The sequence below is a fragment of the Xanthomonas hawaiiensis genome (assembly GCF_031834635.1).
Lineage (GTDB): Bacteria > Pseudomonadota > Gammaproteobacteria > Xanthomonadales > Xanthomonadaceae > Xanthomonas_A > Xanthomonas_A sacchari.
This window is the reverse complement of record NZ_CP115873.1, coordinates 312,165-338,539: the sequence shown is the minus strand read 5'-3', so window position 1 is coordinate 338,539 and position 26,375 is coordinate 312,165. Positions and strand designations below refer to the sequence as shown.

Below are 26,375 nucleotides of genomic sequence, written 5' to 3'. Positions count from 1 at the left end.
GCTCAGAAGCGCAGGGTCAGGAAGGGGGCGATGTAGAAGTAGTCGCGGCCGCGTACCGCACCCTCGCGCAGGAACGGCCCGGCCTGGGTGTAGTGGGCGTACACGTCCAGGCTGGCGAAGGCGTTGAAGCGGTACTTCACCCACAGCACCGAGCGCGTGCCGATGTCGCGTTCGTCGTTGGCGTCGCCCGGCTGCAGCACCCGCCAGCCCGCCGCGTACACGCCGTCGTGCAGGCTCTGCCGTTGCAGCTTCAGCACGTACATGTCGATCCACAGCCGTTCGCTGGGACGCAGCACCAGCTCCGGGCCGATGGCGCGCACGTTGCTGCTGATCATGCTGCCGTCGAACACCGAGGCGCGCGCATACAGGCCGTTGAAGGTGCTCAGTTCGCCGTCGCGCGGATCGCGGTCGCCGGAGGACACTTCCATGCGCCAGCCCAGGCGCGGCGTCCACGCCGTCGTGGCGAAGGTGTAGCCACCGAACAGCGTGCCCTGCCAGGCGCGCACGCGCTGGCCGGCGAACTGGCCGCGCTGGCCGATCAGTTCCAGGTCGTAGTCCCAGCCCTGCACCGCGCCGCTCAGGCGCGTGGACAGCGTGTGCCGATGCTCCTCGCCGACCACCCCGCCATAGCGGCGCCCGTCCTGCACGGTGTCCAGGTACAGCGTCTCCAGCAGCGCCGCCTTCGGCTGGCTGGGCGACAGCGGCACTTCGGCATGCGCGCCCCACAGCCGCTGGTCGCGGTTGGCGCGATCGTCGAAGCTGCCGGTGCGGGTCAGCACCGGGCGTCCCCACAGCAGGCCGCCGCTCCAGCGCGGCTGCCGGGTCAGCAGGCGCACCGCATCGAACGGCATGCGCGAATTGGCCGGGTCGCGTGGATCGAGCAGGCGCTGCCAGCCGTAGGCGATCTGCTGGCGGCCGGCGCGCAGGCGCCAGGCCGGCGCCTTCTGTCCGTCGGACAGTTCGACGAAGCCCTGCGCCAGGTCCAGCGGGTTGCGGTCGGTGGCCTGCACCGGCCGCGTCTGCAGGCCGGCGACCCGGCTGTCGGCGAGTTCGCCGAACAGCCGCAGGTACGCCGAGGGCCGGTAGTCGGCCCACAATCGCAGGCGCTGCTGCGCATAGCCGTGCGGATCGGTGGCGAAGCGGCCGAAGCCGGCGTGCTCGCGGTAGTCGTACAGCGTGCGGCTCTCGCCGCCGACGCTGAGCCAGCCGTCACCGAGCGGGACGTACTTCCACTTCTCCCAGCCCTGGCGCGGACGCTCGGCCAACGCCGAATAATCTTCCTGATCGGGCAGCAGCTTGCCCTGCGGGCCGTCGGATTCGGCATTGGCCTGGCCGCAGCCGACGCTGCACAAGATGGCCAGGCACACGGTACGGGGCGCACGACGCGCGCGCGCGTGAGGCACAGTCATCGATTCCCTCCCAAGTCTCGAAGCCAGTGGTGCGAAGGAGCGCGATCCGCTATCCGGTCGCGCGGCCGGGTGGTCCGGTCATGACGGCGGCGCCGCCACCGCGCCCGGTGCGGTGCCGGCGTAGAGCTGCTCGACCAGCGCCGCGCGCGCGCGCAGCACGTTGCGCTGGTTGATCGAACCCTTGTCGGTGATTTCGCCCGCCTCCAGGCTCGGCGGCTGCTCCAGCCACGCCGCGCGCGCGACATGGCTGGCGCTGCCGGTGGCGCCGCGGTTGAGCGTGTCGAGCAGGCGCTGCAGCCAGGCGCGCACCGGCGGCGCCCGCAGCACCTGCGCCGCCTCGGCCTGCGCCGGCAGGCCCGACAGCGCCTGCAGCGCGTCCAGCCGCGGGAACAGCAGCAGGCCGATGGCGTCGCGGTCGGCGCCGGTGACCACCACGTCCTGCACGTAGGCGGCGCCTTCCATCAGCACCCGCGTGCGCAGCGGGCCGACGCTGACGAACACGCCGGAGGACAGCTTGAAGTCTTCGGCCAGGCGCCCGTCGAACAGCAGGCCACGCTCGGGGTGCTGCGGATCGATCGGCTTGAGCGCATCGCCGGAGCGGTAGAACCCCTCCTCGTCGAAGGCCTCGGCGGTCTGCTGCGGCGCGTTCCAGTAGCCAGGCATGACGTGCGGCCCGCGGAAGCGCGCTTCCAGCTTGCCGCCGACCGGCACCAGCTTGACCTCGCAGCCCGGCGCCGGCACACCGACATCGCCGGGCGTGTTGCTGGTGCCGTGGGTGAAGGTGCACGACGGCGCGCACTCGGTCATGCCCAGGCCGGCGAGCATGCGGATGCGTTCGCCGCAATGCGCCTCGGCGATGCGCTCCAGGCGGTCCCAGACTTCCTGCGACAACGCCGCGGCAGCGAAGAAGAACATGCGCATGCGCGACAGGAAGGTGTCGCGCAGGGCCGCGTCCTGTTCCAGCGCCTGCGCCAGCTGTTCCCAGCCGCGCGGCACGCTCAGGTACACGGTGGGCGCGATCTCGCGCAGGTTGCGCAAGGTCTGCGCGAATAGCGCCGGGGTCGGCTTGCCGTCGTCGAGGTAGAAGCTGCCGCCGTTGTACAGGGCGATGCCGATGTTGTGGCTGCCGCCGAAGGTGTGGTTCCACGGCAGCCAGTCGACCAGGACCGGCGTCTCGCCGAGCACCGGGAAGGTCTGCAGCAGCATCTGCTGGTTCGCGCACAGCATGCGCTGGGTGGTGATCACCGCTTTCGGCATCAGGGTGGAGCCGGAGGTGAACAGGAACTTGGCGATGCTGTCCGGCCCACAGGCGGCGAAGGCCGCATCGGCGGCCTCCAGCGCACGCGGCGCCAGCAGGTCCTCGAAGCGCAGGCAGGCGCGGTCGCGCACCGCACCCCGCACACACACTGCCGGGACATCGGTAGGGAACACGGCGGCGATCGCCGGGGCGAACGCGGCGCCGTCGCTGGCGAACAGCAGGCCCGGGCGCAGTACTTCAGCCACATGCCGAAGCTTGGCGAAATCGCGCGACAGCAGCGCATAGCCCGGCGACACCGGGCAGTACGGGATGCCGGCGTACATCGCCGCGAACGCCAGTTGCAGGTGCTCCAGGTCGTTGCCGGACAGGATCGCCAGCGGGCGTTGCGCCGACAGGCCCATGTCCAGCAGGTGCGCGGCGATGCGGCGGGTGCGCTCGAGCATCTGTGCGTAGCTCAGGCGCCGCCACTGCCCGGCTTCGTCGCGCTGCGCCACGAAGGTCGCATCGGGGGTGTGCAGCGCCCAGTGCTGCAGGCGCTGCAGCAGGTGCCTTGGCAGCGGCGCCAGCGGTTCGCGCGCACGCAGGCGCAGCACGCCGTCGGCATCGCGGTGGACCTCGGTATCCGCGTGGCTCAGTCCGACAGGACGGTAGCGCGCGGCGGTGGCAACGGACTCAGCGGCATTCATCGGAACCATCCGGGGGAGAGAGACGGCACGGCGTGCGGCAGCGCCGCCGCGGCCCCCGCGGGGCCGCAGGCGACGCGACGGGTCAGCGCTTGTAGGTCTGCAGACCGGGCTTGATGGTTTTGTCGTCCAGGAATTGCTTCAGGCCCTGTTGCCGGCCCTTCTCGGGATCGCGGTGATTGGACTGGTCGACCTTGGCGTACAGGTAGTCCTCGTTCTGCTCCCAGGTCAGCTCGCGGCAGCGCTTGAAGCCGTGCTTGGCGAAGCGCAGCACCACCGGGTTCTTCTGCTGCAGTTCCTGCGCCAGCTTGGTCACCTCGTCACGCAACTGCGCACGCGGCACGCTGGCGTTGACCAGGCCCATCTGCGCCGCCTCGGTGCCGGTGAAGGTACGCCCGGTCATGATGTAGAGCATGGCGTTGCGGTGGCCCATGGTGTCGGCGACCGCCTTGCTGACCAGGTTGCCCGGGGGAATGCCCCAGTTGATCTCCGACAGCCCGAACACCGCCTCGTCGGCGGCGATGGCCAGGTCGCAGGCGACCAGCGGCGAGAACGCGCCGCCGAAACACCAGCCGTTGACCGCGGCGATGGTCGGCTTGCTGTAGAAGCGCAGCAGGCGCCACTGCCACTGCGAGCAGTCGCGGCGCATGCGCTCCTGCACGATCTCTTCCTTGCCGTCGGTCTCGCGGAAGTATTCCTTCAGGTCCATGCCGGCCGACCAGGATTCGCCGGCGCCGGTCAGCACCAGCACTTCCGCGCTGCTGTCCAGTTCCAGCGTCTCCAGCACGTCGATCATTTCGCGATTGAGGGTGGGACTCATCGCGTTGCGCTTGTCCGGCCGGTTCAGGGTGACCCAGGCGATGCCTGCGTCGATCTCGACCTGGACGGTCTGCCAGCGGTCTTGGTAGTTGCTCATGGATAGGCCTGCATGGGGAGGGGGGAGAGCGGATCACTTAGGACTGATAATAGTTATAGATCATCATTATTTCGGCGCAAGCTGCAGTGCAGCATGGCCGGCAGGCATGACGGACAGGCGTCGGGCACCGCCGGACAGGCCTGCAGGCAAAGGGCCACGTGACCGCGAGGGCAGGCGATTCCAGCGCGATGCCGGGAGTCAGACCGACGGCGGCGGCGCTTCACATGTAGCAAACGGGTCCCTCACGGTCAGCCGTCGTTCATCGGCTAAGATCGGGTCACAGGGGATCGCCGACACCGGAGTGATGTCCATGCACACCGCCTCCGCACTTGCCCAGCCTGTCCAACCACACCGCACTGTCGATCTAGACGCCGAAATGGCGTACTGGCGCCAGGCCCACGCCGAAGGCCGCCTCGGCCATCAGGGTTTCGCCGACTACGCGCAGTTGCTGAAGATCGGCTACGACGTGTACCTGGCCTACCCGCGCGCCAGCGAGGCGCAACTGTATCGGGTGTTGCAGGACGCCTATCACCAGTGTGCGCCGATGCTGTCGGTGCCGTGGGACGAGGCGCGCTGGCTGGTGCGGCATGCGTGGCAACACTTGGCGCATTCGGGGCGTTGTCACTGAAGAGCGACTCGTGCAGCGGGCATATCGTCATTGCCCGCGTAGGAGCGGCTTCAGCCGCGACGGGCGTTACCGGGAATGCCGGTCGCGGCTGAAGCCGCTCCTACGACGCGTCTTCGGTCATTACTGAAGGCGTCCCGAGGTGCCGGCTGCCGGGGCAGAGGCGACAACCGGATAGCGCACCATCGCGTGCACGGCACATCTGCGGCCTGCGCCGCGGGTTGCTTTCGTACGCCTCCCGCCCTGCATGCGGCTCAACGCGACGACGTGGGTGGCGAGGCGCTGCGCTCCTTCGCCTCCAGGCGCCCGTGGAACACGTTCGACCCCTTGCCCGGCGCCGTCGCCGACTCGCCCTCGCTGCGCTTGAGCCGCTGCTTGCGTTGTTCGACCACGCTACTGGCCAGCGCCACGCGGCGCCCGATCACCATGTCGGTCAGCCAGTCGATCAGGTGGCGCGTATAGGCGGCCTGGTGCGCCTTCTCGGTCAGCGCGTGATCGGCACCGGCGATCGTGCGCGTGGTCAGCGAGCGCGCGTTGGAGAATGCTGCCGCGTAGTTGCGCAGCACCTGCCCGGGCACGATCACGTCGCGCTCGGCCTCCACCAGCAGCACATCGCCACGATAGCGTTGGCAGGCCGCCAGAGCGCGGTTGTCCGCCGGCGTCACCACCCGGTTGCGGTACGGCATCAGGTCCGGATCGCGGTTCAGCGCGACCTTCGGCCCGTCCCAGTGCGCGTCCTTGTACAGCGCCGGCGAGCGCAGGGCCAGCCACTCCACCGGCCGCTCCAGGGTGAGCAACGCGGCCAGGTAGCCGCCGTAGCTCAGCCCCACCACCGCGATCGCGTCCGGATCCACCTGCGGCGACGCCGCCAGGCGATCGTAGGCGGCCTTGATGTCGTCTAGGTTCTGCGCGCGCGTCACCGTCTCGCGCATCGCCGCCAGACCTTCGTGGCCGCGCAGGTCGAAGGTCAGGCACACGCAACCCAAGCCGGCCGCTTCGCGCGCGCGCACCAGGTTGTGATGCTGGTTGCCGCCCCAGCCGTGCACGAACAGCACGCCGGGTAGGCGGCTGGTCGGTGTCAGCAAGGTGCCGCTGAGCGCCGCGCCGTCGACCGGGATGTCGATGCTGGACAGTTCGGCTTCCATGGTCAGGTCACGCTGCGCATATGGCGGTACTTGGTCAACAGGCCAGTGCGTGGCTCCTCGCCGACGTAGTAGACCTGCGCTCCAGCCGGCGGCGGCGGATGCGCGCCGTAGCGCTCGACTGTGGCGGCGACCACGCGCTGCAGGGTCGGCGACTGCTGGAACGCGGCGACCGCGGCCAGTTCCGCCGGCGTGGCGCCACCGACGCGCCAGGACTGCTCGAGCACGCCGCAGGCGACACTGCCGTCGGGAAGCAACCCTTCGATCACGTCGTAGTTGCGCCGCGACGCATAGAATCCCGGATAGGCCGCGGCCACCAGCCGGTCGTAGTCGCGCGCCTTCAGCACCGCGGTGCGCTGGCGCGGCGGCAACGGCTGCGCCAGCAGCGTGTCGAGGGTGCCGCGGATCACGTGCAACTCCGAGCCGCCGTAGGCCTCGCGGCAGCTGCCGTCGCGGGTGACCGACTGCGTGCCGCAGTAGGCGATGGTGATGCCGGCGCAGTGCGTTTCGCCGACGCTGAAGGTGGTCGGCTGGTGCAGGTGCCGTTCCAGCACCACGCCATGCCGCTGCAACTCGTGCCCGGGCAAGGCCGACAGCGCCGCGTCCAGCGCCGTCGCATCGTGCAGCAGGATCTGCCCCAACCCGCCCACGCCGTGGCACGGCTTCAGCCGCACCTGGCCGTCATCGCACAGGCGCGCGAACGCATGCCGGGCGTCAGCGGCGCTGAAGGCGGTGTAGCCCGGCAACGTGGCTGACGCCAGGGCCACGCCAAGGTCCGGCTGCCATCCCTCCGGCGCCTGCGCATCGCCATCGACCAGCGGATGGCTGATCGCCTTGGTGGCGACGAAGGCATGCGGCACCACGCCACCCAGCAGATCGGCGGCGCCGTGCACGCCGAGTTGCGCGGCCTGCGCTTCCGTCAGGGTCTCGTCGGGCACGTAGAACGCACCCGTCGCTAGCGCATCCGACCCGGCGGCAAGACATGCGTCGTGCACCGGCAGGCGCATCAATCGCGCGACCTCGGCAACTACCCAGGCATGCGTGGCGGCCTCGTGGCCCCCGGACGCCGCATCGCGTACGCGGTAGGCGCGGACAGTGGCATGCGCAGCGAATCGGGCCATGGCGGGCGCTCCGTGCGGATGGGCAAGACGCGACGTTTCAGCCATGGCCGTACCAGCGCAGCAGCACGGCCACGGCAACGGCGATCACCAGGAGCGAGACGACCACGCGCAGCCAGCGGCTGGCGCACAGTTGCTTCCACCAGGCCGACGCCTCGGGCGTGCCGCTGGCATCCCGGGCGCGCTGCGGCGTAGGCGCGGACGCTGGAGGGGAAGCCGCAGAGTGGCGATCGTCGTGGCGCATGGCCCAAGGCTGTCGCGCAGGCTGTCGCACGCGGGTGAACGCGCCGTGGTGCGCGCGTCATCGCGCGAGCACGAGCATCGGCTGCAGCCGGGTAACGGCGTCGCCGCGGCGAAGCCGACGCAGTGCGCGCAGCACGTCGGTGCGAACAGAAAACGGGCCGCGCCATCAGGATCACCAGAACGCGTAGCAGCGCACGCAGGCTGCGCCCGGCGCCGCGCTCAGGCCGCAGCCGTCGCCGCAGCGTGGTGCGCGGGCAGCCGCGCGTCGATCCGGTGCTTGCCGGCCAGCGCCTGCATGCCCTGCAGGGTGGCCTGCACCGCACTGGCATAGCCGCTGCGCCACAGCTCCGCGCGCGACTGCCGCGACGCCGCCGCATTCAGCGCCAGCGCGAAGGCCGGCACGCGAGGATCGGCCAGGGCGGCGCGCTCCATGAAGGGCTGCTCCGGCGCGATGACGTCGACCGGAGCCAGCCAGGCGTCGGCGACCAATTCGGCCACGCCGGCACGGTGCGAGAGCTGGTGCATGGCGCTGAGCGTTTCGTGCAGCATTTCCAGGCACGCCCATTGCCACAGCGCGGCCTTGTACTGCGGGTCGGCCTGGTCCAGGGCGGACAAGGCGCCATCCACATGATCGATGCGAAGATCCTGCATGGCCGACTCCACGATACGGCGTTGCGATCCGCACATTCTGCGCGGCGAAAGTGAGCGCAACGTGAGTCGTGCGGCGGCATCGACGTGCGTGCAGTCACATGGCGCGCGGCGCGGCTGGGTCCCCGGACAGGCATCACGTATACTTGCGCACCGCGCCCGGCTGGCGCGCGCCCGCTCAGCACGCTCTCCCATGACGCCACCCTGACACCCGCGACACGCATCGGCCGCCCTCGACGGCAGGCCGAAGGTTGCTGGTTTTCCCTTGCCTCTAGCGAGCACGGCCCTGCGACAGGGCGGTGTCAGGAGCGTTTACCTTGAAGTTTTCCTCTTCCCTGCGCCAGTCCTGGTGCGGCAATCTCCGTGGCGACGTGCTCGCCGGCCTGGTCGTGGCATTGGCGCTGATTCCCGAGGCGATCGCGTTCTCGATCATCGCCGGGGTCGACCCCAGGATCGGTCTCTATGCCGCTTTCTGCATCTGCGTGACCATCGCCTTCGCCGGCGGACGCCCCGGCATGATCTCCGCCGCCACCGGCGCGATGGCGCTGCTGATGATCGGCCTGGTCAAAGAGCACGGCGTGCCCTATTTGCTCGCGGCCACGCTGCTGACCGGCGTACTGCAGATCCTGGCCGGGCTGTTCAAGCTCGGTGCACTGATGCGCTTCGTCTCGCGCTCGGTGATCACCGGCTTCGTCAACGCGCTGGCGATCCTGATCTTCATGGCGCAACTGCCCGAGCTGATCGGCGTGCCGGTGCCGGTGTATCCGCTGGTGGCGCTGGGCCTGCTGCTGATCTACGGCCTGCCCTGGCTGTCGCGGCGCAGCTTCCCCGGCATCGGCCTGTGGCTGCTGGTGCTGGGCGCGGCCTTGACCGCGGGCAGCATGGCGCCGTGGACGCTGCTGCCGGTCGCCGTGGGCGGCGCCGCGGCGCTGCTGCTCGGGCACCGCTGGACGCGCGGCCTGGCGGTGCCGCCGCCGTTGGTAGCGATCGTGCTGCTGACCGGGCTTGCCCTGTACTTCGGCATCCACGTGCCCACCGTCGGCGACAAGGGGCAATTGCCCGATCGCCTGCCCAGCCTGCTGCTGCCGTCTGTGCCGTGGACGCTGGAGACGCTGCGGATCGTGTTCCCGGTCTCGGCGACGATGGCGGTGGTCGGCCTGCTCGAGTCGATGATGACCGCACAGATCGTCGACGACATGACCGACACGCCCAGCGACAAGAACCGCGAGTGCGTGGGCCAGGGCGTGGCCAACATCGTCAGCGGCCTGTTCGGCGGCATGGCCGGCTGCGCGATGATCGGGCAGTCGGTGATCAACGTGAAGTCCGGCGGGCGCGGGCGCCTGTCCGCGCTGGTCGCCGGCAGCGTGCTGTTGCTGCTGGTGGTGTTCGCCGGCGCCTGGGTGCGGCAGATCCCGATGGCCGCGCTGGTGGCGGTGATGATCATGGTCTCGGTGGGCACGTTCAACTGGCGCTCGCTGGTGCAGTTGCGCACCCACCCGACCAGTTCCAGCGTGGTGATGCTCGGTACTGTCGCGGTGACCGTGGCCACCCACGACCTGGCGCGCGGCGTGCTCACCGGCGTGTTGCTGTCGGCGCTGTTCTTCGCCCGCAAGGTCGGACGCATGCTCGACATCGCGCGTAGCGAAGACCCCGACGGCGGCCACACCTACCGCATCCGCGGCCAACTGTTCTTCGCCTCGGCCGGCAGCTTCGCCGGCGCCTTCGACTTCGCCCATGCGCCGGCGCGGGTCACCCTGGACCTGAGCCAGGCGCACGTCTGGGACATCAGCGCTATCGGCGCGCTGGACCAGGTGGTGATGAAATTCCGTCGCCATGGCGCGCAGGTCCACGTGGTCGGACTGAATCCTGACAGTGCGGCGATGGTCGGGCGGCTGGGCAGGCACCAGCGCGACGACGTGGAAAGCGTTCCTCTGCATTGAGGCGCGGCCAGGGTGATCGTGTCGCCACGGCGACACGGCGCAGCGCGCGGCCACGCCGCGCGCCGTCCCGCGTACCGACACGGCGACGACATCGGCCGATTAGCATCGAACTGCTAACGGCCATGCAGGAGATCCGCCGATGCCGCTGGACCACTGGCAACTGCCGCCACACGGTTGGGTGCCCAACCATCCGTTCCTGCCGGTGCTGCACTACCGGCAGTGCCTCGGCGCCATCGACGCCGACGACTTCGAACGCCGCTTCGCCGCGCACGGCTGGCCGCCGCAATGGCGCGACGGCATTTACGACTACCACCACTACCACTCCACCGCGCACGAGGTGCTCGGCGTCGCCCGCGGCAGCGCCCGCGTGCTGCTTGGCGGACCGGGCGGCATCGAGGTCGCGCTCGCGCCCGGCGATGCCCTGCTGCTGCCAGCCGGGACCGGCCATTGCCGGCTGTCGGCCAGCACCGACTTCATGGTGGTCGGCGCCTATCCGGACGGGCAGGACTGGGATATCTGCCGGGAGGCACCTACGGCCGAGATGCTGCAACGGATCGCCAAAGTGCCGTTTCCATGCAGCGATCCATTGCTCGGGGCGGAGGGGCCGTTGCAGAGTCATTGGAAGAGACCTGTCGACGTCGAATGACCGCGTCGTCGCACGGGATCACGCTTGCCGCAAAGTTGGCTCCGCTGCCCAGACGTCACCCGCCGGATCGAACTCGGTCGTTGCTGCCTCTGCCAGGCGCAACGAAAGGCCTCAGTGTCTACAGAACTCCGGACGTATCAGAAAGTTGACAACATTTACTGCTACCTCAGCCCCAGACCTTGCAACATGGATCCAATTCCATAGTCGCCATCTCGTTCGCCCGCCAGCCAAACCCACAGATTGCGAGCACGCCTTGACTGGCAGACTGAAGACCGAATGCGTTCTCCAGAGTTGACTCGTTGATCGCCGCAGTAACGTACGCACCCAGCCCCGCCTCCGTTGCGGAGAGGTACAGCGTCTGCGAGAGATGCCCTGCTTCCAGAACAATGGCGCGATAGCACTGCCCCCAAACCAGGATCGACCAAGCCGCCGACGCCGGAACAACAGATCAAGGCCCTGCAGGTTCAATTGCGGGAGGCAAACGAGAAGGCGCAGCTGTTCGAGGCCATCGTGGACGTTCTCAAGGAGGACTACGGAGTGCGCATCGTAAAAAAGCCTTCCGGCAAGTCCTCACGCAAAGGCGCCTTCAAGGCGTAAGCGTTGCGAGGGCTTGCCGCTATTTCGGCATCAGTCGGCAGGCGTTCTATCAGGCCGGCCATCGCCATCAACGGCGCCAATCCGAGACTGCCAAGGTGCTGGCCTTGGTGGGCGGGTACCGGGCGCGGCAGCCGCGGCTTGGGACGCGCAAGCTCCATCATCTGATCGGGCCGCAACTGTGAGCGGCGGGAATCGCCTTGGGGCGCGACCGCCTGTTTGCTGTGCTTGGTGAAGCGCGCCTATTGGTGCCGACGCGGCGTGCGTAACACGAGACGACCCATAGCCATCATCGCTTCCGGCGCCACCCAAACCTGCTCAAACCCGGCGAGGGCCCTGTCGTACCAACCGGTAGCGAGCAGGTCTGGGTAGCGGACATTACCTATCTGCCGACGCAGGGGAAATTTGTTTACCTGAGCCTGGCCGCGGATGCGTGGTCACGCAAGATCGTGGGCTGGAGCGTGCACGAGACCCTGCAGACAGAACAGGTTGCGCAAGCACTGGAGATGGCGCTGAAAGAACGCAAAACATCGGCCCCCCTGATCCATCACTCCGATCGCGGCATCCAGTACTGCTCGGATCACTACCAACAGATCCACGCTTGGCATGGACTGACCTACTCGATGACCGATGGCTATGACTGCTACCAGAACGCGCTGGCTGAGCGCATCAATGGGATCCTCAAATGCGAGTATCTGCTTCACCGCCCGCAGGACCTGAAGCAGGCTCGCAAAATGGTGGCAGAGGCGGTCGCGCTCTATAACGAGGAGCCCCCCCACCTGTCGCTTAAAATGAAGACGCCCGATGCGGTGCATCGGGCGTCCCTGGCCGCCTGACGGCGGCCGGATCGTCTGCCACAGGTGTCAACCTAGGGCAGGACGGGTCATTAATTGCTTAAGCCGATATCGGCAGCGACCTCAGACGGCTCTAAAGCACCGCCTTGACATTCTATGCAACGTAGGGCGCGTGGGATCAGGAAGCAATGCGTGGCGCTATGAGGCTAAAGGTTGTAAGCACCTATCGCCGCTGGAGCTTCATCCGCAGCGACGACAACACTCGTACGGCATGTGCCGATAACGGCGCCACCCTCGCTGCACTGGAAGCGGCACTGAAACAATACAGTCACCTCTTGGCGATCCAGCATCAGTGCCATGCAAGCCGTGAAGCGATTCTGGTTGAAGACGAGGAAATTCATGCCCCTCTCTTCTGTTCAAACAAGATCACCGGCAGCCTGGAAGCCGCCATTTGCTGAGATCAATTCCGACCTGTCAGTGGCCGAGCCATCTGCGGAGCGTTGACAAATGCTGTGACCCCATTAGCATCAAGGTGGCTTCAAACCGAAGCCCACTGATGAGTCAGCCATGAAGCCTGGACTAGCAACAGTTGATCACGATTTGGCTTTTCCTACAAAACCATTACAGGGAAAGCATCCATTGGACATCAAGGTCGCAGAAAAACTTCTCGATCTCCTTAGCGTGGATAATCGGTTCCGCAGGCTATTCAAGAATGATCCACTTGCCGCGCTCATTGAAGTCGGATACACCTTTGACATTAACAACATAAAGAATTCAAACCGAGAAGTGCAATTTCTGCCACCGCTGAATTGCCTGCTTGTCGAAAAATTGGCAAGTAAGAAAGAGATAGCAAAGTCTAGGTCCAAGATTTTAGAGTTTCTGACTGGCAGCGGAAATCATCACGTGATCTTTGCTTTCGAGTCCGGCAAAACCCAAATATTCATAAGCAAGGCGAGCGAAAGAAAATACATCTAGCAACCGACTTCTCCATGCTGGATGCGGCTACGGATTAGGCTTCATTCAATCGCGCAATCACGCCCTCTCTATGATCAAAAAGGCTAGACATGAACGCTGCACAGGCACTTTCGCCGATATCGACTCCCACCCAGCTTTTTAGCACTCCGCTCCAGGGAAAGAGCCCACTCGATGCCAACGTAGCAGAACGTCTATTGGACCTTCTCAGCACTGACAATACGTTCCGTAGACTTTTCAAAAAGGATCCACTTGCCGCGCTTGTACAGGCGGGATACGTTTTCGCAATACAAAGTGAGAACAACAGGCAGCACGAAGTCCAATTCTTACCTTTTTTGCGCTGTCTAATCGTAGGAAAGCTTGCTAGCAAAAAAGAGATCTCACGTTCACGCGAACAGATCAGAGGATTCCTTACAAGCGCTGGCACCCATACTGTGGTGCATGCCCTGGAGTCCGGCAAGATAGAAAGTTTTTTTGGCAGCCGCTGATGTTTTGAAAGTCCACGTGCCATCCGATGCTCGGATGGCACGCCTTTTAATCTATTTTATTCCAAACTCCATTCAATGGATCAAATTCCGTAGTGACCATTGATTCGGCCCTCCAGCCGAATCCACATATTGCAAGAGGGCCTTCTGCCAGAGAATCAAGCCCCAAGGCCTTCTCTATGTTCACTTCATTTATCGCCGAAGTGACAAACGCACCCAAACCCATTTCCGTGGCGCTCATATAGATGGCCTGCGATATATGCCCAACGTCGAGAATCACGGCTCGATACGCTTTTGCGTGCATCCTGTACTTCCAAAAACTTCGCTTGTATCGTGGAGCCAGAATCAGTTGAACCGGAGCATCGGCAAACCAATGCTGGCCCGCCAACATTTCTTTAGTCAAATCGGCCAATGACCCTGGTGGAGTGGCAATGGGCTCGAGCGCATGGTTTACAGGATGGTAATGATAAATTCCGGGCGCGACCCCTTCTATTCGCTGCGCGATGACATAAGCCTCGCTGGGATGCAAACCGCCGCCAGAAGGGACATTTTTTTTTATAAAAGCGGTATCGTCTTGGACGCGTACTATGCCTTGAGCCATCACAACTCTCTGCATCATACGAGCGAACATATTGATTGAGAGCGATCGCTCCTTATCGAAATTCCTGCAAGTAACGCGCGCACTCATTACTTTTTCATATGCGTCGACATCCTGCCTCGGGAGCGGAAGGCTTTTATCCTCCACCGCTCTAGATACCACCTCCGGTGGAGGAGACCCCAATTTATCTCTCAACTCGGCCGCAGTCGTCATCTTGTTTGACTCCATCGCTGCCACGCTATCCAGCCCCTCCCAACGTCCAAACTTATGCGCGAGCGCTGCAATAGGCCACCAGTATAACGACCGCAGTTTTTCGTCCTTCTCGCGCGCAACGGCATGCGCTTTCGCATCACCAATGAGCAGACCTTTTTTCAATAGTGCATCGATAGCCGAAGCATCGTGCGTCAACGACTTTTTGTCCACCCATTCTTCGGGACTGACGCACCCCAGAATCTCTCGTTCGAGTTCAGTAACCTCCACCTCGGTATCCAGATGTGGAGCAAGTGCGAGCCAGCGAATACTACGGCTCAACCCAGCGCCGCCCTTGAACAATGACATCAGGTCAAATTCCACTGACTCCCTAGGTTCAAAAAGTACAATCCCACATCGGCGGATACGCATGGTTTTCTCGCTAATTTTTATTGCAAAAAAGGGCTAAATTCTTCAGAGACGCTGCCGATATAGTAGCTGTTCTACGTCCCATACCGCAGCGGGTTCGACACTTCGAGTACAGTTCATTACAACCAGAGAGAACAAATATGACAAATCGCGAGAACTCCACGCCTCATCCGATCGATCCGGCAGCTGCAGCTAAGCTTCTGGAGCTATTGAGTTCCGATGACGCTTTTCGCGCAGCGTTCCAGAAAGACGCGGCGACCGCTTTGACATCGATAGGCGTTTCTTTGGAGGGCAATGCAGAAGTTTGCTGCATGCAAGTCCAGACGTTAGCGTCCAAAGAAGAAATTCTTGCCGCTATGGAGCTGCTACTCAAATATCTCGTCTCCGAGGCCGTATTTCAAAACCCTCACTGCTTCGAAGCGAACCAGGTTGGGAACTTTCTAAAGTCCGGGGGTTGATCGCCTAGGGCCATGTTCCAGCTCCCTGATGCGCCTGGTTGAATCTTCTATGTCGGCGATATTGAGTGGCTGGAATATGGATCCTACCGCTACTTCCGCGTAAGCACGTCCACGCGTTCTAGCTATCGCATTGTCTTGGATGCGGGCAGCGGTGGTGTCGCCCATCGCTGCCAGGGCCTCGCGCATCACAATCCTCGCCTGGAACAGTTCGCTTCCATCCAAGCCAGGTCGGAGCAGAGCCGCCGCCTGCAGCGGCTGCCCTTCCCTTACCAACTGCCGCGCTTGAACGAGGGTTGCCAACCTACGCACCGTGGCATCATTAGACGTTGTCGCCAGCTTGATTAACTCGCTAAAGTTGCTAGGCAGACGCTCGCCCCCAGCCCTCTGTAACAAGTACACCGACGCGAGCGCGAAGACTGCGTACTCCGCTTTATCAGTGTCAGGCTTCCAACGCAGGTTCGAGATAAGCGCACTCGAGTAGTCGAACAACTCGTTTCTCAGCTCCTTGTTCGGCGCATCTAGCACTTGCACAGACAGCGACAGCAACTTGAAGTCCTGATAAAGCAGTTCGGACTCATCCTTAACGCGGGTTGCTTGCTCGTTCGCGAGCGATTCCGCTTTTTGCAGATTTCCACTCTGCGTAGCGACCACGACGCTGATCGCGATGTCTGAGGAAAAAAGCTGTCCCGTATGGCCGCTGGTCCTTTGTTCGACAATCTTCTGCGCAGCCGTGAGATCGCCGGACGCGGCGAGCGCAAGGGCGCTCCCCATCCCCGCCGCAGATCCAAACTCTCTTTCGGCCTGCTGAAAATTCTCAAGCGACTCTTGCACTCGATCGTTGGCGAGTTCGGCTCTAGCAAGCTGTTCAAGTGCGTAGCCTCTCAGCGGATTTTGAGGAGTCGCGGCGATTTTTGAGTATTTCGCAGCTTCCGCGTAGTCGCCCTTGACCATCGACAACCAAGCGTAATTGGCCGCACCGGCGTAATAGTCCGGATACATCTGCGACAGCAGCTTCCAGCGACGTGCAGCCTCTTGCGGATCTGCAGAGAAATACTGGGCTTTCCATGCCTGAAGATACAGCTGATCTCTCTTTGGCAGTCTTTCGATGTGACTCAATGCCGCTGAAAGATGTTTTTGGGCAGCCACGAAATCCGCACGGCTCGTATAAATTCTCATGATCGCGGCATGGGCAAGTGAGAATCCCTGGTCCATTTCCAGAGCCTTCGTGAAGAATTCAATCGCCAGATCGTTTTCTTTTCTGGCATATGCCGTCACGCCGAGCGAATACGCTCTCAACGCATCGATGCTGGGTGTGGCGACCTGAGGCAGCGGCTGTGAGCTTTGGGCGATCGAGTCCATTGCTTCACCCAGCTTCCCTCTTAGTTGCGCTGCGACATCATCGATAGATGCCAACGCCGAGTCCAAGCCTTTGCCGTCTTTGGACACGACTAGTACCGTCGTCCCGCTCGAGGGATCAACTACGTCCACACTCACTCTGAGCCGACCACCGATCTCCGCTACGGTGGGTAGCAATACCGCTCTCGCACCATCGCGTTCGGCAACTTCGGATGCGATCGCTCTATCAAGCATTGCGGTCGGACTTTCACGCATGCGCACTAAAGTATCTTGCACTTTCATATCGCTCACTACATTCACATAGCGCGACTGCTCCAAGCTGATACGGAATGCCTGCTCTAGCGTCTCGTTGAGCACCGCGTTCCCCGTCAGATTTCGCAAATCCCCCACCACCACCCAGTCGCGTTCGGCGAAGGCGATGGCCGGCTGCGGGCGGGTGACGAACCAGGCGCCGACCGCGAACGCGGCGATCAGCGCGACCTCGGCGGCCAGCGCCGCCGGCCGGCGCCACAGCGGGATGTCGCGCCAGGCCTTGGGCGTGGGCTTGGGCGCGCGCAGCGGGGTGTGGCCGATCTCGCCGACTTCGTAGATCTCCAGCGGGGTCGGCACGCCCTTGAAGCGCCAGCGGCCGTGCGATTTCCACAGCAGGCGCTCGCCGCGTTCGCCCAGCTCGCGGGCGGCGCGATGGGTCAGCGACTCGGCCACCGCCGAGAGCAGGATCTGCCCGGGCCGGGCCAGGGTCATCAGCCGCGCTGCGGTCGGCTTGGCCAGGCCTTCCACCTCCAGCGGCTTGGCGCCCACCTGCACGGCGGCATCGCTGTTGCGCCAGGTCAGCACTTCGCCCACGTGCAGGCCGGCGCGCACCTTCAGGTCGAGTTTGCGCTGCGCGCCCAGGTCGCGCAGGCCGCGGCTGTAGTCCAGGGCGAAGCCGAGGCCGTCGATCGGCCGTTCGAACAACAGCAGCAGGCCGTCGGAACGGTCGATCAGGCGGCCGCGCCAGCGCTGCTGCAGTTCCAGCACCAGCGAGTCGTGCCGCTTGAACAGCTCGGCCGCGGTGGCGTCGCCGAGTTTTTCCACCAGCGCCACCGAGTCGCACAGGTCGGTCAACAGCAGGGTGCGCAGCTGCGGGACCTCGGGCGGCGGTGCGATGGCGTCGGTCATGGCGGCGGCTCGGCGGGACGCGGTGGCTCAGCAGGGGGCAGAGGCGAGGTCGTGCCAGTACAGGCGGTTGCCGCCCTGGCGCTTGGCCTCGTACAGCGCCGCATCGGCGTTGGCGTACCAGTCGTTCCAGTCCGAGTGCGGATCGACCCGGCTGATGCCGATGCTGACCGGGCAGATATGCGGCGCCGGATGCGGCACGCCCAGCAGGTTCTGCACGGTGGCGAGCACAAACTCGCCGATCCGACGCAGGTCCTCGACGTTGCCGGCGGCCACCAGCAGGCAGAACTCGTCGCCGCCCAGGCGGCAGGCGATGTCGTCCGGCCCGGCCACCGAGCGCAGGATGTTGGCGACGTTCTGCAGCACGCGGTCGCCGACCAGGTGGCCGTGGGCGTCGTTGATGTGCTTGAAGCGGTCGCAGTCGATCAGCAGCAGGCCCGGACCGGGCGAGCGGCCGTCGCGGCGGCACTCCTGCAGGCGCAGGATCAGCCCGCGGCGGTTGTGCAGGCCGGTGAGTTCGTCGGTACGCACCAGCTCTTCGGTCTGGGTCAGCTGGTGGGTGGTGGCGTAGAGGTTGTCCAGCGCCGCTTCCAGGTCGCGGTTGCGCCGGCGCAGCTGGCGGATCAGGGTCTGCTCGTTCATCACCACCCGCACGATGGTGCGGCGCAGGAAGTAGGCGACCACGCCCGGGTCGCGCTCGACCAGGCGCTGGAAGTCGTCGTGATCCAGTTCCACCAGCGCGCCATCGCTGGCGGCCAGCGCGTCGGCGCTGCGCATGTGGTTGCCGATCAGCAGGCCCAGCTCGCCGAAGAATTCGCCGTGGCCCAGGTGCTTGACCACCAGGTCCTCGCCGAAATCCAGGTCGATCACGCCGCTGGTGATCACGAACATGGCGCTGCCGCCGTCGCCGCGGCGGAACAGCACGTCGCCGGCGCGCACCGTGCGGGCGCGGCCGAACTCGGAAAACAGGCGCAATTCCGCGGCGGTCAGCACCGCCACCTCGTTCGGCTTCGGAGCGACCGCAGCATTGGAAATTGTGCCGCGTGCGGTGGATGCGGCGCTGTCGCAGCTCATCCGGCCCCCTCATCTGACGTCGCTGGCCCCTGTCCGCGGAGCATATCACCTACACATGGCGCTCACGATACGTTTCACAGCGAATCTCGTGCCCGCAAGAGACCTGCAAGGCCTTGCCGTGTGGATCTGTCGCAGGCGGTAGACATCTTCCGGCCGCCGCCGCGGCGCGGGCAAAAAAAGCCCGGGCGAACCCGGGCTTCCCACCTCCTGCCAGGGAGGGGCGATCGATCGGCGCCTGGCTGCAGGTCAGGCCGCTTTCTCGCCATGGAACTGCTCTTCCTCGGTCGAGCCGGTCAGCGCGGTGGTCGAGGACTGGCCCTGCTGGATCGCCTGGGTCACCGCATCGAAGTAGCCGGTGCCGACCTCGCGCTGGTGCTTGATCGCGGTGAAGCCGCGGTCGGCGGCGGCGAACTCGGCTTCCTGCAGTTCGACGAAGGCGCTCATCTGCCGGCGCGCATAGCCGTGCGCCAGGTTGAACATCGAGTAGTTCAGCGCGTGGAAGCCGGCCAGGGTGATGAACTGGAATTTGTAGCCGTAGCTGGCGATCTCGCGCTGGAACTTGGCGATGGTGGCGTCGTCCAGGTTCTTCTTCCAGTTGAAGCTGGGCGAGCAGTTGTAGGCCAGCAGCTTGCCCGGGAACTTGGCGTGGATGGCCTCGGCGAACTTGCGCGCGAACTCCAGGTCCGGCTTGCCGGTCTCGCACCAGATCAGGTCGGCATAGGGCGCGTAGGCCAGGCCGCGGCTGATCGCCTGGTCCAGGCCCTTGCGGGTGCGGAAGAAACCCTCGACGGTGCGCTCGCCGGTGGTGAACGGGCGATCGTTGGGGTCGATGTCGCTGGTCACCAGGTCGGCGGCCTCGGCATCGGTGCGCGCCACCAGCAGGGTCGGCACGCCCATCACGTCGGCGGCCAGGCGCGCGGCGTTCAACTTCTCGATCGCCTCGCGGGTCGGCACCAGCACCTTGCCGCCCATGTGCCCACACTTCTTCACCGAGGCCAACTGATCCTCGAAGTGCACGCCAGCGGCGCCGGCCTCGATCATCGCCTTCATCAGCTCGAAGGCGTTGAGCACGCCACCGAAGCCGGCCTCCGCATCGGCCACGATCGGCTGCAGGAAGTCGATCTCGTCCTTGCCCTCGGCGTGGTGCAACTGGTCGGCGCGCAGCAGGGTGTTGTTGATGCGCTTGACCACGGCCGGCACCGAGTCGGCCGGGTACAGCGACTGGTCCGGGTACATCTGCCCGGCCAGGTTGGCGTCGGCGGCAACCTGCCAGCCGGACAGGTAAATGGCGTTGAGCCCGGCCTTGACCTGCTGCATCGCCTGGTTACCAGTCAGCGCGCCCAGCGCGTTGACGAAGTCCTTCTCGTGCAGGTACTTCCACAGCTTCTCGGCGCCGAGCCGGGCCAGCGAATGCTCCACGTGCACCGTGCCGCGCAGGCGCACCACGTCGGCGGCGGTGTAGTTGCGGGTGATCCCGGCCCAGCGCGGATCGGTGTCCCAGTCGCGCTGGAGTTGTTCGGCGGTCTGCAACGTGGTGCTCATCTGGCGTTCTCCTCGAAATGGATGCAGCGATGAAACGGTGGGGGTGTGGCTGGATTGAAGGCTTGGTCGGCATGGAAGGGATCCGCCGCAGGGACACCGCTTTCACGATTCCCCATTCCCGAATCCCCACTCCCGGCTTCCCATCAATCGATCAACTGATAGGCCGGCAAGGTCAGGAAGTCGGCCAGTTCCTCGTCGCGGGTCAGCTTGTCGAGCAAGGCGATGGCCTCGTCCACCCGCGCCCCGCCCGGCAGCAGCGCGCGCTCGCCCAGCCGTGCCGGCAACTGCCGCAGGCAGGCGTCGAACAGGGCGAAGTCGATGGCGGTGCCGTCGTCCAGGTGCAGGCCGCCCACGTGCAGCCACTGCCACAACTGGCTGCGGCTGATCTCGGCGGTGGCGGCGTCCTCCATCAGGTGGTGGATCGGCACGCAGCCGTTACCGTCCAGCCACGCCGCCAGGTAGCGCACGCACACTTCGATGTTGCCCTCGAAGCCGGCGCGGGTGATGGTGCCGGTGGACGGGGCGATCAGCGTGTCGCGGTCGGCCTGCACGTCCTCGCGCCGCACCGCGTGCTGGTTCGACGTGCGCATGTGCTCGTCGAACACGGCGCGTGCGATCGGGATCAGCGCCGGGTGCGCCACCCAGGTGCCGTCGTGGCCGGCGGTGACTTCGCGCAGCTTGTCCGCGCGCACCCGCGCCATCGCCTGCTCGTTGGCCGCCTCGTCGTGGCTGATCGGGATCTGCGCGGCCATGCCGCCCATCGCATGCGCGCCGCGGCGGTGGCAGGTGCGGATCAGCAGTTCCGAATACGCCTTCAGGAACGGCTGGGTCATGGTCACCTGGCCGCGCTCGGGCAGCACCCGGTCCGGATGCCGGCGGAAGGTCTTCAGGTAGGAAAAGATATAGTCCCAGCGGCCGCAGTTCAGGCCGACGATGCGGCCGCGCAGCGCGTGCAGGATCTCGTCCATCTCGAACACCGCCGGCAGCGTCTCGATCAGCACGGTGACCTTGATCTGGCCCTGCGGCAGGCCGAGCATGTCCTCGATGTGGGCCAGCGCGGTCTCCCACAGCGCCGCTTCCTCCATCGACTGCAGCTTGGGCAGGTACAGGTACGGGCCGCGGTCCTTGGCCTGCAGCGCGCGGCCGTTGTGGAAGGCGAACAGCGCCGCGTCGAACAAGCCGCCGGCCAGCGGCTGGCCGTCGACCAGCACGTGCTTCTCGTCCAGGTGCCAGCCGCGCGGGCGCACGATCAGCACCGCCTGCTCTTCGTAGGGACGCAGCGCATAGCGCTTGCCCGGGCTGCCGTCGCGCGCGGCCGGCGCAGTGAAGGTCAGGGTGCCGGCCACCGCCTCGGCCAGCGCGCGCTGGCCGGCGACCAGGTTGCGCCAGGTCGGCGCGGTCGAGTCCTCGAAGTCGGCCATGTACACCTTGGCGCCGGAGTTCAGCGCGTTGATGACCATCTTCGGGTCGGTCGGGCCGGTGATCTCGACCCGGCGGTCCTGCAGCGCCTCGGGCAGCGGCGCCACCTGCCAGTCGCCCTCGCGGATCGCGCGGGTGTCGTCGCGGAAGTCCGGCAGGCCGCCGGCGTCGAAGAACGCCTGACGCTCGCGCCGCGCCGCCAGCCGCGCCTGCCGCTCCGGCTCGATCGCCCGGTGCAGCGACACCAGCAGGGCCAGCAGCGGCGGCGGCAGCAGCGCGTCCTGGCCGGCCAGCGAGGCGGTCAGGGCGATGCCCGGCGTGGAACGCGTGGAGGGGTCGGGAACGGTGGCGAAAGCGGGGGCGGACATGTGGGGACTCCTCGATGTTTCCGGGGCTCCACCGTGCTTCCAGGGCATGTATTTGACAAAGCAGTTTTGTCAATGCTTTATATAAGTAGAACTTATATCCATCACGTCATGGCCACGGGACACACTGCAACCCCGCGATTTCCCTACAAATCCGACCGGCTAAAGCCGCTGCGCGCGTTCTGCCAGACGGTGCGCCTGGGCGCGGTGTCGCGGGCCGCGGAGGCCTTGTTCGTCAGCCAGCCGGCGGTGACCCTGCAGTTGCAGGCGCTGGAACGGGAGCTGGGCGTGGTGCTGTTCGAGCGCAGCGGCCGGCGCCTGGTGCCCAGCCGCGAGGGCCAGTTGCTGTACGAGATGGCGCAGCCGCTGGTGGAGAGCCTGGACCGGCTGGAGGCGGACTTTCGCGAGAAGGCGCGCGGACTGGACGCCGGCGAGCTCAACGTCGCCGCCAACAGTTCCACCATCCTCTATCTGCTGCCGAAGATCGTGGAGGCCTTCCGCGCCCGCCACCCGCAGGTGCGGCTGACCCTGCACAACGCGATCAGCGCCGACGGCACCGACCTGCTACGCGAGGACGCGGTGGACCTGGCGGTCGGCTCCATGCTCGACGTGCCGGCCGACCTCAGCTACGCCCCGGTGTACCGGTTCGAACAGTTGCTGATCGCCCCGCGCGACCACGCGCTGGCCCGCAAGCCCAAGCTGACCCTGGAAGACCTGTCGCCGTACCCGCTGATCCTGCCGCCGCGGCGCCAGGTCACCTATCGCCTGGTCGACCTGGTGTTCCAGCAGGCGCGCGTGCCCTACACCGTGGCGCTGGAGGTCGGCGGCTGGGAGGTGATCAAGCAGTACGTGGCAATGGGCATGGGCGTGTCCATCGTCAGTTCGATCTGCCTCACCGATGCCGACCATGCGCGTCTGGCCACCCGCGCGCTGGGCGATTACTTCCCGGCGCGCAGCTACGGCGTGGTGGTGCGCAAGGGCAAGTACCTGTCGCCGCAGGCGCGCGCCTTCATCGAACTGATCCAGCCGGACCTGTTCACCCCGCGCGGCTACGACGAGAGCGGGCCATCGGAGCGCTGAGCGAAGCAGCACGCCCGCGCGGGCCTCTCACGCGGCTCAACCCGGGCGATCCCAATGCGGCGGCTGCCCGATCGCCTGCCGCAGCACCTGCGCCAGACGCGCCACCCGCGCCGGCAGCGGCGTCTGGCTCGGCACCAGCCACAACCATTGCTGCGGCCCGGACGGCAGCGCCGCCTCGTGGAACAACGCGCGCAGGCGATGCCGGCGCAGGTCCTCCCCGACCAGCCAGGTCGGCAGGCAGGCCACGCCCAACCCATCCAGCGCGGCCAGGCGCAGGGTTTCCAGGTCGTCGCAACGCAGTCGCCGCGGCGGCAGCGCCGCGTCCGCGCCGAGCACATGCCGCCAACTGATGACCGTGTCGTCGTGGCGCTTGTCGAGCAGCGCGTGCGTCGCCAGCGCCGGCAGGCGCTCGACCGGCCCGGCGCCATGCAGGTAGGCAGGACTGGCGCAGACCACCCGCCGCAACGGGGCCAGCCGCAGCGCGCCGGCCGGCGCCGGATCCGGACCGAGCCGGATCACCGCATCCAGGCGCCGGCGCAGCGGGATGTCGAACCGCTCCACCAGGTCCAGATCGACGTGCAACTGCGGATGCCGCCGCGACAGGTCCGCCAGCAACGGCATCAGTTGCGTGCGACCGAACGACGGCAGGCAGCTCAGCCGCAACGTGCCCGCGACCTCTCCCTGCAGTTGCGCCAGCTCCGCGCGGGTCTCGGCCAGGCCGCCGAGCAGTGCGGCGGCACGCCCCTGCAGGACACGGCCGGCTTCGGTGAGGGTCAGGCTGCGGGTGGAGCGGACCAGCAACTGCGCGCCCAGCGCCTGTTCCAGCGCATCCAGCCCGCGGCTGAGCGAGGACACGGCCACGCCGCGATGGCGCGCCGCGGCGGACAGGCTGCCGGCCTCGACCACATCGACAAACAGCTGCAGCTGGCCGAACAAGCGCTGGAAATCGTCCATCGTTGCAGTTTACGCAAAGCCGGATTGCGCCGGTGCGCGCGCATCGTGGGCGCCCCGCCGCCGCTGCGCGGCCGTCTCCGAGGAGTTCCCATGCACACCTTCTCCCGCACCGACATCGCCTTCGCCGCCGACGGCGCCACCCTGCGCGGCTGGCTGTATCGCCCGGCCGCAGATACGCCGGCGCCGATCGTGGTGATGGCGCACGGCTGGTCGCTGGTCAAGGAGGCCTACCTGGACCGCTATGCCGAGGTGTTCGCCGCCGCCGGCCTGGCCGTGCTGGTCTACGACCACCGCGGCTTCGGCGACAGCGAGGGCACGCCACGGCAGGAGATCGATCCCTGGCGCCAGATCGAGGACTGCCGCCACGCGATCACCTTCGCCGGCAGCCTGGACGGCGTCGACACCACCCGCATCGGCCTGTGGGGCACCAGCTACAGCGGCGCGCATGCCATGCAGGTGGCCGCTACCGACCGGCGGGTCAAGGCCGTGGTCGCGCAGGTGCCGGGCCTGGCCGGCTACCGCAACGGGCTGCGCCGCGGCAGCTACGAACGCGCCGACGCGCTGCAGGCGGCGTTCGCCGCCGACCGCCTGGCGGTGCTGCGCGGTGCCGAGCCCGCGCGCAAGGCCGTGGTCGGCGCCGCCGATGCGATCTTTTCCAGCGACGACGCGCGCGCGTTCTTCGAGGGCGCCGCCGCGATCGCACCGAACTGGCGCAACTGGACCACGCTGCGCTCGGCGGAGTGGAGCCGCGGCTACGAGCCGGCGAGCTTCGCCGCCGCGATCAGCCCGACCCCGTTGCTGATGATCGTCGCCGACCGCGACTACATCTCCGGCACCGACTTCCAATTGCAGGCCTATGCGCAGGCGCTGGAACCGAAGCGGCTGCTGATGCTGCGCGGCGGCCACTTCGTGCCGTACGTCGAGCAGTTCGATGCCTCCAGCGACGCTGCGCGCGGCTGGTTCGTCGCACACCTGGCGCCGACGCCGCCCGTGAGCGCCTGATCCGCCCGCGCGGCGCGGTGCGACGCGACGCGACGGTGCGATCGCATCAAGCGGCGACGGGGCCTGCTACCGTGGCGGCTGGCCCCGCCGCCCTGTCAGCACCGCATGTCCCTGCCCTCGCGCTACGCCGAATGCGACCCGCCACCGGCGCTGCGCGAGCGCCTGCGCTGCAGTTGGCGTTTCCGCCAGGGCGAAGCCCAGACCGCCGCGACGCAGGTGCTGCCCGACGGCTGCGTCGACCTGATCTGGGACGGCCGTGCGTTGTTCGTGGCCGGGCCGGATCGACGCGCCACCGACGCCACGCTGGCCGCCGGCAGCATGTTGACCGGCGTGCGGTTGGCGGCCGGGGCCGGCGCCAGCCTGCTCGGCGTGCCGCTGCAGGCCGTCGCCGACCAGCGCATACCGCTGGACGCGCTGTGGGGCGTGCGCGGCCGCGACTGGCAGGCGCGGCTTGAGGATGCCGCCGATCCGCTGGCGGCGCTGCACGCGCTGTGCGCGAGCCGCCCGCTGCAGGCCGACCGCGAGATGGCCTGGTTGTTCGCACAACTCGCCGGCGGAACGCCACCGCGACTGGCCGCGCTGACCCGCACGCTCGGCGTCAGTGAGCGCACCCTGCGGCGGCGCAGCCACGATGCCTTCGGCTACGGCCCCAAGACCCTGGAGCGCATCCTGCGTCTGCAACGTTTTCTGGGCCTGGTGCGCCAGCATCCCAGCCTGACCGCGGCCGCCCTCGAGGCCGGCTACGGCGACGCCTCGCACCTGGTGCACGACAGCCGGCAACTGACCGGGCTCAGCCCGCGCGACCTGGTGCAGCGGCACGCGCGCTGAGCTGGCCGTTTTCGCCAAGCCCGGCGCGCCGCGGCGCGGGATACTGGCGGCTCGTCCACAGGAGCCGCCCATGTCCCACGCCGAGCAGCATCACCGCATCGACTACCTGGAATTCGCCGTCGACTCGATCGATGCGGCCAAGGCCTTCTACGGCCAGGCCTTCGACTGGAGCTTCCAGGACTACGGCCCGGACTACTGCGAGTTCCGCGACGGCCGCCTGAGCGGCGGCTTCTTCCACGGCACCGCGCAGCCCGGCGGTGCCCTGGTGGTGCTGTATTCCACCGACCTCGCCGCCACCCAGGCCCGCATCGAAGCCGCTGGCGGCCGCATCGTGCGCCCGGTGTTCGCGTTCCCGGGCGGGCGCCGCTTCCACTTCGCCGACCGCGACGGCTACGAGCTGGCGGTGTGGTGCGAGGGCTGATCCCGCCGCTGACGCGCGGAATCGCCGTC

25 protein-coding genes and 1 pseudogene are annotated in these 26,375 nt (G+C 66.5%); 12 read left to right on the top strand and 14 right to left on the bottom strand.

Going from position 1 to position 26,375, the window contains the following annotated elements; genetic code table 11:
* Nucleotides 1-2: 2 nt before the first annotated feature.
* From PG878_RS01465 to PG878_RS01455, 3 genes are all read right to left on the bottom strand, one after another.
* Nucleotides 3-1,409, bottom strand: a complete 1,407-nt coding sequence (locus PG878_RS01465; protein ID WP_244672537.1) for an alginate export family protein — start codon at nt 1,407-1,409, stop codon at nt 3-5.
* A gap of 78 nt (nt 1,410-1,487) precedes the next feature.
* On the bottom strand, nt 1,488-3,353 hold the full coding sequence (locus tag PG878_RS01460; RefSeq protein ID WP_209030459.1) for a feruloyl-CoA synthase: 1,866 nt from the start codon (nt 3,351-3,353) through the stop codon (nt 1,488-1,490).
* 82 nt (nt 3,354-3,435) lie between these two features.
* Nucleotides 3,436-4,266, bottom strand: a complete 831-nt coding sequence (locus PG878_RS01455; RefSeq protein ID WP_209030458.1) for a p-hydroxycinnamoyl CoA hydratase/lyase — start codon at nt 4,264-4,266, stop codon at nt 3,436-3,438.
* Nucleotides 4,267-4,576: 310 nt separating this feature from the next.
* Between PG878_RS01455 and PG878_RS01450 the strand changes: the two genes are divergently transcribed.
* Complete coding sequence (locus PG878_RS01450; RefSeq protein ID WP_209030457.1) at nt 4,577-4,894, top strand: hypothetical protein; 318 nt, start codon at nt 4,577-4,579, stop codon at nt 4,892-4,894.
* 251 nt (nt 4,895-5,145) lie between these two features.
* On the opposite strand, the gene PG878_RS01445 is transcribed toward PG878_RS01450, so the two are convergent.
* The 4 genes from PG878_RS01445 to PG878_RS01430 all read right to left on the bottom strand — a co-directional run bounded on the left by PG878_RS01445 (nt 5,146) and on the right by PG878_RS01430 (nt 8,045).
* Complete coding sequence (locus tag PG878_RS01445) at nt 5,146-6,036, bottom strand: alpha/beta hydrolase family protein (protein WP_209030456.1); 891 nt, start codon at nt 6,034-6,036, stop codon at nt 5,146-5,148.
* Nucleotides 6,037-6,038: 2 nt separating this feature from the next.
* Nucleotides 6,039-7,154 (bottom strand): DUF3182 family protein, encoded by a 1,116-nt coding sequence (locus PG878_RS01440; RefSeq protein WP_209030455.1) that lies wholly within the window; start codon nt 7,152-7,154, stop codon nt 6,039-6,041.
* Nucleotides 7,155-7,191: 37 nt separating this feature from the next.
* Complete coding sequence (locus PG878_RS01435) at nt 7,192-7,395, bottom strand: hypothetical protein (RefSeq protein WP_209030454.1); 204 nt, start codon at nt 7,393-7,395, stop codon at nt 7,192-7,194.
* Between the two features lie 218 nt (nt 7,396-7,613).
* On the bottom strand, nt 7,614-8,045 hold the full coding sequence (locus PG878_RS01430) for a hypothetical protein (protein ID WP_209030453.1): 432 nt from the start codon (nt 8,043-8,045) through the stop codon (nt 7,614-7,616).
* 314 nt (nt 8,046-8,359) lie between these two features.
* Here PG878_RS01430 and PG878_RS01425 point away from each other — a divergent pair, with 314 nt between their 5' ends.
* On the top strand, nt 8,360-9,982 hold the full coding sequence (locus PG878_RS01425; RefSeq protein ID WP_209030452.1) for a SulP family inorganic anion transporter: 1,623 nt from the start codon (nt 8,360-8,362) through the stop codon (nt 9,980-9,982).
* Nucleotides 9,983-10,121: 139 nt separating this feature from the next.
* Entirely contained in the window at nt 10,122-10,628 is a 507-nt protein-coding gene (locus tag PG878_RS01420; RefSeq protein WP_209030451.1) for a cupin, read from the top strand.
* A 166-nt stretch (nt 10,629-10,794) separates the two neighbouring features.
* On the opposite strand, the gene PG878_RS01415 is transcribed toward PG878_RS01420, so the two are convergent.
* The gene (locus PG878_RS01415; RefSeq protein WP_425599387.1) at nt 10,795-10,983 is read right to left on the bottom strand and encodes a hypothetical protein; all 189 of its coding nucleotides are present in this window, start codon (nt 10,981-10,983) and stop codon (nt 10,795-10,797) included.
* Nucleotides 10,984-11,033: 50 nt separating this feature from the next.
* Here PG878_RS01415 and PG878_RS01410 point away from each other — a divergent pair.
* The 4 genes and pseudogenes from PG878_RS01410 to PG878_RS20800 all read left to right on the top strand — a co-directional run.
* Nucleotides 11,034-12,058, top strand: a pseudogene (locus PG878_RS01410) (IS3 family transposase); the annotation flags it as partial.
* A 146-nt stretch (nt 12,059-12,204) separates the two neighbouring features.
* Nucleotides 12,205-12,474: a hypothetical protein gene (locus PG878_RS01405; RefSeq protein ID WP_209030450.1), complete on the top strand. Its 270-nt coding sequence runs from the start codon at nt 12,205-12,207 to the stop codon at nt 12,472-12,474.
* A gap of 109 nt (nt 12,475-12,583) precedes the next feature.
* Complete coding sequence (locus PG878_RS01400) at nt 12,584-12,991, top strand: NHLP-related RiPP peptide (RefSeq protein WP_209030449.1); 408 nt, start codon at nt 12,584-12,586, stop codon at nt 12,989-12,991.
* An 89-nt stretch (nt 12,992-13,080) separates the two neighbouring features.
* Complete coding sequence (locus PG878_RS20800; protein WP_209030448.1) at nt 13,081-13,476, top strand: NHLP-related RiPP peptide; 396 nt, start codon at nt 13,081-13,083, stop codon at nt 13,474-13,476.
* Nucleotides 13,477-13,522: 46 nt separating this feature from the next.
* Here PG878_RS20800 and PG878_RS01395 read toward each other — a convergent pair whose 3' ends face one another.
* Nucleotides 13,523-14,692: a putative peptide maturation dehydrogenase gene (locus tag PG878_RS01395; protein ID WP_209030447.1), complete on the bottom strand. Its 1,170-nt coding sequence runs from the start codon at nt 14,690-14,692 to the stop codon at nt 13,523-13,525.
* 137 nt (nt 14,693-14,829) lie between these two features.
* On the opposite strand from PG878_RS01395, the gene PG878_RS01390 reads away from it, so the two are divergent.
* Complete coding sequence (locus PG878_RS01390) at nt 14,830-15,147, top strand: NHLP-related RiPP peptide (RefSeq protein ID WP_209030446.1); 318 nt, start codon at nt 14,830-14,832, stop codon at nt 15,145-15,147.
* Here the strand turns inward: PG878_RS01390 and PG878_RS01385 are convergent.
* The 4 genes from PG878_RS01385 to aceB all read right to left on the bottom strand — a co-directional run bounded on the left by PG878_RS01385 (nt 15,130) and on the right by aceB (nt 22,064).
* On the bottom strand, nt 15,130-17,664 hold the full coding sequence (locus PG878_RS01385; protein ID WP_209030445.1) for a putative peptide modification system cyclase: 2,535 nt from the start codon (nt 17,662-17,664) through the stop codon (nt 15,130-15,132). The genes PG878_RS01390 and PG878_RS01385 overlap by 18 nt on opposite strands.
* A gap of 27 nt (nt 17,665-17,691) precedes the next feature.
* A complete protein-coding gene (locus PG878_RS01380) occupies nt 17,692-18,735 on the bottom strand; it encodes a GGDEF domain-containing protein (protein ID WP_209030444.1) in 1,044 nt (347 codons plus the stop codon).
* Nucleotides 18,736-18,981: 246 nt separating this feature from the next.
* On the bottom strand, nt 18,982-20,277 hold the full coding sequence (gene aceA, locus PG878_RS01375) for an isocitrate lyase (RefSeq protein ID WP_209030443.1): 1,296 nt from the start codon (nt 20,275-20,277) through the stop codon (nt 18,982-18,984).
* Nucleotides 20,278-20,420: 143 nt separating this feature from the next.
* Nucleotides 20,421-22,064, bottom strand: a complete 1,644-nt coding sequence (gene aceB / locus PG878_RS01370) for a malate synthase A (RefSeq protein WP_209030442.1) — start codon at nt 22,062-22,064, stop codon at nt 20,421-20,423.
* A 108-nt stretch (nt 22,065-22,172) separates the two neighbouring features.
* Here aceB and PG878_RS01365 point away from each other — a divergent pair, with 108 nt between their 5' ends.
* A complete protein-coding gene (locus tag PG878_RS01365; protein WP_209030441.1) occupies nt 22,173-23,141 on the top strand; it encodes a LysR family transcriptional regulator in 969 nt (322 codons plus the stop codon).
* Nucleotides 23,142-23,177: 36 nt separating this feature from the next.
* Here PG878_RS01365 and PG878_RS01360 read toward each other — a convergent pair whose 3' ends face one another.
* On the bottom strand, nt 23,178-24,095 hold the full coding sequence (locus PG878_RS01360; RefSeq protein ID WP_209030440.1) for a LysR family transcriptional regulator: 918 nt from the start codon (nt 24,093-24,095) through the stop codon (nt 23,178-23,180).
* Between the two features lie 90 nt (nt 24,096-24,185).
* Here PG878_RS01360 and PG878_RS01355 point away from each other — a divergent pair, with 90 nt between their 5' ends.
* From PG878_RS01355 to PG878_RS01345, 3 genes are all read left to right on the top strand, one after another.
* A complete protein-coding gene (locus PG878_RS01355) occupies nt 24,186-25,097 on the top strand; it encodes an alpha/beta hydrolase (protein WP_209030439.1) in 912 nt (303 codons plus the stop codon).
* Nucleotides 25,098-25,202: 105 nt separating this feature from the next.
* Nucleotides 25,203-25,925, top strand: a complete 723-nt coding sequence (locus PG878_RS01350) for a helix-turn-helix domain-containing protein (RefSeq protein ID WP_209030438.1) — start codon at nt 25,203-25,205, stop codon at nt 25,923-25,925.
* Nucleotides 25,926-25,995: 70 nt separating this feature from the next.
* On the top strand, nt 25,996-26,346 hold the full coding sequence (locus PG878_RS01345; RefSeq protein ID WP_209030437.1) for a VOC family protein: 351 nt from the start codon (nt 25,996-25,998) through the stop codon (nt 26,344-26,346).
* Nucleotides 26,347-26,375 lie beyond the last annotated feature (29 nt).

Coding starts and splice junctions, on each gene's coding strand:
- PG878_RS01465 (WP_244672537.1), bottom strand. CDS start 1,409: ATGACTGTGCCTCACGCGCGCGCGCGTCGTGCGCCCCGTACCGTGTGC.
- PG878_RS01460 (WP_209030459.1), bottom strand. CDS start 3,353: ATGAATGCCGCTGAGTCCGTTGCCACCGCCGCGCGCTACCGTCCTGTC.
- PG878_RS01455 (WP_209030458.1), bottom strand. CDS start 4,266: ATGAGCAACTACCAAGACCGCTGGCAGACCGTCCAGGTCGAGATCGAC.
- PG878_RS01450 (WP_209030457.1), top strand. CDS start 4,577: ATGCACACCGCCTCCGCACTTGCCCAGCCTGTCCAACCACACCGCACT.
- PG878_RS01445 (WP_209030456.1), bottom strand. CDS start 6,036: ATGGAAGCCGAACTGTCCAGCATCGACATCCCGGTCGACGGCGCGGCG.
- PG878_RS01440 (WP_209030455.1), bottom strand. CDS start 7,154: ATGGCCCGATTCGCTGCGCATGCCACTGTCCGCGCCTACCGCGTACGC.
- PG878_RS01435 (WP_209030454.1), bottom strand. CDS start 7,395: ATGCGCCACGACGATCGCCACTCTGCGGCTTCCCCTCCAGCGTCCGCG.
- PG878_RS01430 (WP_209030453.1), bottom strand. CDS start 8,045: ATGCAGGATCTTCGCATCGATCATGTGGATGGCGCCTTGTCCGCCCTG.
- PG878_RS01420 (WP_209030451.1), top strand. CDS start 10,122: ATGCCGCTGGACCACTGGCAACTGCCGCCACACGGTTGGGTGCCCAAC.
- PG878_RS01405 (WP_209030450.1), top strand. CDS start 12,205: ATGCGTGGCGCTATGAGGCTAAAGGTTGTAAGCACCTATCGCCGCTGG.
- PG878_RS01400 (WP_209030449.1), top strand. CDS start 12,584: ATGAAGCCTGGACTAGCAACAGTTGATCACGATTTGGCTTTTCCTACA.
- PG878_RS20800 (WP_209030448.1), top strand. CDS start 13,081: ATGAACGCTGCACAGGCACTTTCGCCGATATCGACTCCCACCCAGCTT.
- PG878_RS01395 (WP_209030447.1), bottom strand. CDS start 14,692: ATGCGTATCCGCCGATGTGGGATTGTACTTTTTGAACCTAGGGAGTCA.
- PG878_RS01390 (WP_209030446.1), top strand. CDS start 14,830: ATGACAAATCGCGAGAACTCCACGCCTCATCCGATCGATCCGGCAGCT.
- PG878_RS01385 (WP_209030445.1), bottom strand. CDS start 17,664: ATGACCGACGCCATCGCACCGCCGCCCGAGGTCCCGCAGCTGCGCACC.
- PG878_RS01380 (WP_209030444.1), bottom strand. CDS start 18,735: ATGAGCTGCGACAGCGCCGCATCCACCGCACGCGGCACAATTTCCAAT.
- aceA (WP_209030443.1), bottom strand. CDS start 20,277: ATGAGCACCACGTTGCAGACCGCCGAACAACTCCAGCGCGACTGGGAC.
- aceB (WP_209030442.1), bottom strand. CDS start 22,064: ATGTCCGCCCCCGCTTTCGCCACCGTTCCCGACCCCTCCACGCGTTCC.
- PG878_RS01365 (WP_209030441.1), top strand. CDS start 22,173: ATGGCCACGGGACACACTGCAACCCCGCGATTTCCCTACAAATCCGAC.
- PG878_RS01360 (WP_209030440.1), bottom strand. CDS start 24,095: ATGGACGATTTCCAGCGCTTGTTCGGCCAGCTGCAGCTGTTTGTCGAT.
- PG878_RS01355 (WP_209030439.1), top strand. CDS start 24,186: ATGCACACCTTCTCCCGCACCGACATCGCCTTCGCCGCCGACGGCGCC.
- PG878_RS01350 (WP_209030438.1), top strand. CDS start 25,203: ATGTCCCTGCCCTCGCGCTACGCCGAATGCGACCCGCCACCGGCGCTG.
- PG878_RS01345 (WP_209030437.1), top strand. CDS start 25,996: ATGTCCCACGCCGAGCAGCATCACCGCATCGACTACCTGGAATTCGCC.